Origin of the sequence: Xanthomonas euvesicatoria pv. euvesicatoria, from assembly GCF_020880415.1 — a bacterium.
Taxonomy (GTDB): domain Bacteria; phylum Pseudomonadota; class Gammaproteobacteria; order Xanthomonadales; family Xanthomonadaceae; genus Xanthomonas; species Xanthomonas euvesicatoria.
This window is the reverse complement of record NZ_JAJIUJ010000016.1, coordinates 1-4881: the sequence shown is the minus strand read 5'-3', so window position 1 is coordinate 4881 and position 4881 is coordinate 1. Positions and strand designations below refer to the sequence as shown.

General features: G+C 66.3%; 4 protein-coding genes. All 4 read left to right on the top strand.

What is annotated here, in order from left to right; translation table 11 throughout:
- Nucleotides 1–189: 189 nt before the first annotated feature.
- The 4 genes from trpA to LN450_RS02055 all read left to right on the top strand — a co-directional run bounded on the left by trpA (nt 190) and on the right by LN450_RS02055 (nt 4578).
- A complete protein-coding gene (gene trpA, locus LN450_RS02070) occupies nt 190–996 on the top strand; it encodes a tryptophan synthase subunit alpha (protein WP_008570956.1) in 807 nt (268 codons plus the stop codon).
- A gap of 287 nt (nt 997–1283) precedes the next feature.
- Nucleotides 1284–2171, top strand: a complete 888-nt coding sequence (gene accD / locus LN450_RS02065; protein WP_011347949.1) for an acetyl-CoA carboxylase, carboxyltransferase subunit beta — start codon at nt 1284–1286, stop codon at nt 2169–2171.
- A complete protein-coding gene (gene glmM / locus LN450_RS02060; RefSeq protein WP_011347948.1) occupies nt 2168–3517 on the top strand; it encodes a phosphoglucosamine mutase in 1350 nt (449 codons plus the stop codon). Before accD ends, glmM begins: the two co-directional genes overlap by 4 nt.
- 122 nt (nt 3518–3639) lie before the next feature.
- Nucleotides 3640–4578: an isopenicillin N synthase family dioxygenase gene (locus LN450_RS02055; protein ID WP_011347947.1), complete on the top strand. Its 939-nt coding sequence runs from the start codon at nt 3640–3642 to the stop codon at nt 4576–4578.
- Nucleotides 4579–4881 lie beyond the last annotated feature (303 nt).

The window sequence follows — 4881 nt, the reverse complement described above, 5'->3', positions numbered from 1 at the left end:
CGCCGCTGGTCGCCGGTGGGCTGATGGCCGCGCTTGGTGCGTGGCGTGCGCGTCGCGGCGACCCGGTGCTGCGCATCGATCGATTTTCCCACGGCTACCTGTTTGCGCTGTGCTTTGCGCTGATGCGGTATTTCTTTGCCACCTGAGGTTAGATGGCAGCTGGCCTTCCTCCCTTGTTCGAGTGATTTCATGCGTCGTATCGATTCCTGCTTCGCCGAGCTGCGTGCCAATGGGCGCAAGGCACTGATCCCCTTCATCACCGCCGGCGACCCATCGTTGGAAGCCACCGTGCCGGTGATGCACGCGCTGGTGCGCGCCGGTGCCGATGTGATCGAGCTGGGGGTGCCGTTCTCCGACCCCATGGCCGACGGTCCCACCATCCAGCGCAGCTCCGAGCGCGCGCTGGGCCGCGGTGCCGGCCTGGCGTATGTGCTCGAAGCGGTGCACGAGTTCCGCCGCGAAGATGCCACCACCCCGGTGGTGTTGATGGGCTACCTCAACCCGATCGAGATCCATGGCACGCGACGCTTCGCCGAAGCCGCGGTCGCCGCGGGCGTGGATGGTGTGCTGCTGGTCGACCTGCCGCCGGAAGAAGCCGGCGAAACGCGCGCCATCTTCACCGAGGTCGGCCTGGCGCTGATCGCACTGGCCTCGCCCACCACCAGCGAGCAGCGCCTGGACATGTTGTGCAGCACCGCGCAGGGCTATCTGTACTACGTCAGCTTTGCCGGCGTCACCGGCGCCTCCAATCTGCTCGACACCCATGCCGCCAGCGATCGCCTGCGCCAGCTGCGCCAGCGTGCCGGCGCGCCGGTGGTGGCCGGCTTCGGCATCAAGGATGCGGCCAGCGCCGCTGCCATGGCCGTGGATGCCGACGGCGTGGTGGTGGGCAGTGCCCTGGTCGCCGCATTGGCGGACGCAGGCGAGGTCCGCAGCGCCCGTGAGCGCGCCGAAGCGTTCCTGGCCCCGTTGCGCCAGGCGCTCGACCAGAAATGAGAACCGAACGTCTCTCTCAGCGCTAACGTCTCTCTCAGCGCTAGGGAGTGGGGCGAGGGGGCGGGCGCAGCCACGTGCAGCCAATCCATTGCGCCGCATCGCGCCACGGCAGTCGCCGCGATATGTCCGCGGCCATCCTGCGCAGAGACATCACGCCGCCCAAGACCGCAAGTCTCTGCGCCAGATCCCGCATTCATGACCCCGGCTACCTTGGCATTCCCACGGCGCGTTAGACTGTCGCCCCTCTGCGGCCCGCCAGGCCGCCCTGCATGGATTGTCATACACGCATGAGCTGGCTCAGCAAATTGATGCCCTCCGGCATCCGCACCGAAAACACCCCGGCCAAGAAGCGCAGTGTCCCCGAGGGCCTGTGGGAAAAGTGCAGCAATTGCGGGAGCGCGCTGTACGGCCCGGAACTCGAAGAAAACCTCGAGGTGTGCCCGAAATGCGATCACCACATGGCCATCCGCGCCCGCGCGCGCCTGAATTCGCTGTTCGACCCGGACACCGCCACCACTGAAATCGCCGCTCAGCTCGGGCCGGTCGACGCGCTCAAGTTCAAGGACCAGAAGCGCTACGGCGAGCGCATCAAGGCCAGCCAGAAGGCCAGCGGCGAATACGACGCGCTGATCGCCATGCGCGGCACGCTCAAGGGCAATCCGCTGGTCGCCGCTGCGTTCGATTTCGCCTTCATGGGCGGCTCGATGGGGTCGGTGGTCGGCGAGCGCTTTGCGCGTGCGGCCGAAGTGGCGCTGGAAGTGGGCTGCCCGTTCGTGTGCTTTTCCGCCAGTGGCGGCGCACGCATGCAGGAAGGCCTGTTCTCGCTGATGCAGATGGCCAAGACCTCGGCCGCGCTCGGCCGCCTGCGCGAAGCCGGCCTGCCGTATATCTCGGTGCTGACCCATCCCACCACCGGTGGCGTGTCGGCCTCGTTCGCGATGCTCGGCGATATCAACATCGCCGAGCCGCATGCGCTGATCGGCTTTGCCGGCCCGCGCGTGATCGAACAGACCGTGCGCGAAACGCTGCCGGAAGGTTTCCAGCGCTCGGAGTTCCTGCTCGACCACGGCGCCATCGACCAGATCTGCGACCGCCACCAGCTGCGCGACCGCATCGCCGAGCTCACCGCGATGATGATGCGGCAGCCGCATCCGCAAGACGCCGACGCCGCATGAGCGCACGCAAGTACTTCGGCACCGACGGCATCCGCGGCCGGGTCGGGCAGGGTGTGATCTCGGCCGATTTCGTGCTGCGCCTGGGCAATGCGCTTGGCCGTGTACTGACCCAGGGCCGCAGCAAGCGGCCATTGGTGCTGATCGGCAAGGACACCCGCATTTCCGGCTACATGTTCGAAGCGGCGCTGGAAGCAGGCCTGGTTGCCGCCGGAGCCGACGTGCAGCTGATCGGGCCGATGCCGACCCCGGCCATCGCCTTTTTGACCAGCACGCTGCGCGCAGATGCGGGGGTGGTGATCAGTGCCTCGCACAATCCGCATTACGACAACGGCATCAAGTTCTTCTCCGCCGAAGGCGAGAAGCTCGACGACGCCACCGAAGCGGCGATCGAAGCGGCGTTGGACGAGCCGTTCCACACGGTGGAATCGGAGCGATTGGGCAAGGCCATCCGCACCCGTGACGCGATCGGCCGCTATATCGAATTCTGCAAGGCCAGCGTGGCGCGCGGTTTCACCCTGCACGGGCTGAAGATGGTGCTGGATTGCGCGCATGGCGCCACCTATCACATCGCACCCATGCTGTTCCGCGAGCTGGGCGCCGAAGTGGTGGTCATCGGCGCCGCGCCGGACGGGCTCAACATCAACGCCGGCGTGGGCTCGACCCATATCGACAATCTCGCCGCCAAGGTACGCGAGTGCGGGGCGCATCTGGGCATCGCCTTCGATGGCGACGGCGACCGCGTGCTGATGGCCGATGACCAGGGCAACCCGGTCGATGGCGACGATCTGCTGTATGTGCTGGCCCGCTCGTGGCAGGCCAGCGGCCGGCTGACGGGTACCGTGGTCGGCACCTTGATGACCAACTACGGTCTGGAACAGGCATTGGCTGCACTGCACATCCCATTCCAGCGCGCCAAGGTCGGCGACCGCTACGTGCATCAGGCCCTGGTCGAAGGCGGCGGCACGTTGGGCGGCGAAACGTCCGGTCACCTGTTGTGCCTGGACCGTGCCAGCACTGGCGATGGCATCGTCAGTGCGCTGCAGGTGCTCGAAGCGCTGGGCCGCGATGGGCAGAGCCTGCGCGAGGCGCTGGCCAGCCTGAGCAAGGTGCCGCAGAAGACCGTCAACGTGCGCCTGGATGGCGGCACCGCCAAGGCCATTGTGGAAGCGGTCAACGTGCAGCAGGCATTGCAGCAGGCGCAGGCCGCCGTGCAAGGGCGCGGCCGCGCGTTCCTGCGCCCGTCGGGCACCGAACCGGTGGTACGGGTGACCGTGGAGGCTGACGACGCCGGCCTGATGCAGGACACGCTCGACCGGCTCTCGGGTGCAGTGCGTGACGCGGCGTGAGTCGATCGTCATTGGCGTGTGCGTGGTCATCGCCAAGGCCGCCACGTTCTACCTGTTGTATCGCCTGCTGATCTGATCAGCAGGTTTCTCTGGACCTTTCGACCTTGACTGCAGACATCCGTATGAGCGCGCGCATCCCCACGCTGGACATCACCCGTTTCGACACCGATCGCGACGCCTTCGTCGCCGAGCTCGGAGCGGCTTATCGGCAGTGGGGTTTTGCCGGCATCCGCAACCACGGCATCGCCCAGGCCGACATCGACGCCGCCTACGACGTGTTCAAGGCGTTCTTCGCGTTGCCCGAAGCGACCAAGCGCCGTTATCACGTGGAAGGCAGCGGTGGCGCGCGCGGCTACACCGCGTTCGGCGTGGAAACCGCCAAGGATTCCAAGCACTTCGACCTGAAGGAGTTCTGGCACATCGGCCGCGAGATTCCGGACGATTCGCCGTACCGCGCAGTGATGCCGCCGAACCTGTGGCCCAGCGAAGTGCCGGGCTTCCGCGAGCGCGGCTACCAGCTGTACCAGCAGCTCGATCAACTGGGTTCGCGCGTGCTGTCGGCGCTGGCGCTGCATATCGGCCTGCCGCAGGACTACTTCGTCGACAAGACCAACAACGGCAATTCGATCCTGCGGCCGATCCATTACCCGCCGATCACCAGCGACGACATTCCCAACGTGCGTGCCGGTGCGCATGGCGATATCAATTTCATCACCTTGCTGGTGGGTGCCAGTGCCGCCGGCCTGGAAGTGCGTTCCCACGATGGCGAGTGGGTGCCGTTCACTGCCGACGCCGACACCATCGTGGTCAACATCGGCGACATGCTGCAGCGCCTGACCAACCATGTATATCCGTCCACCATCCACCGCGTGGTCAATCCGCCCGGAGAGCAGGCGCGCCAGCCGCGCTATTCGGTGCCGTTCTTCCTGCATCCCAATCCGGATTTCCTCATCGACGTGCTGCCCTCGTGCATCAGCGCCGACAATCCCAGTCGTTATCCGGAGCCGATCACGGCGCATGGCTTCCTGGAAGAGCGTCTGCGCGAGATCAAGCTGAAGTGATCTGCGCGCCTGCCCAACAGCCGCGCTCGCAACACCACCGGTGACCGGTGCCGCACTTCTGTTCAGAAGATTCCGCTCGCGTCTGGTTAAAGCTTGCGTTCACTCGGGCCGATAACCGAGGCTAATCGCTAGCGCGACGTCGGACTCGCCTGGCGCCCGCTGCCGATTGCACAGGGCTGGGGGCGTGCGCATGCGATGGATCAAATGGCTGGGTGTCGTGTCGGTGCTGGCGGCCTGTGCCGGCGCAGGATCGGTGTCGGCGACAGCGGTCAATGTGACCGTCGCCGATGCCGGCGGCGTGCT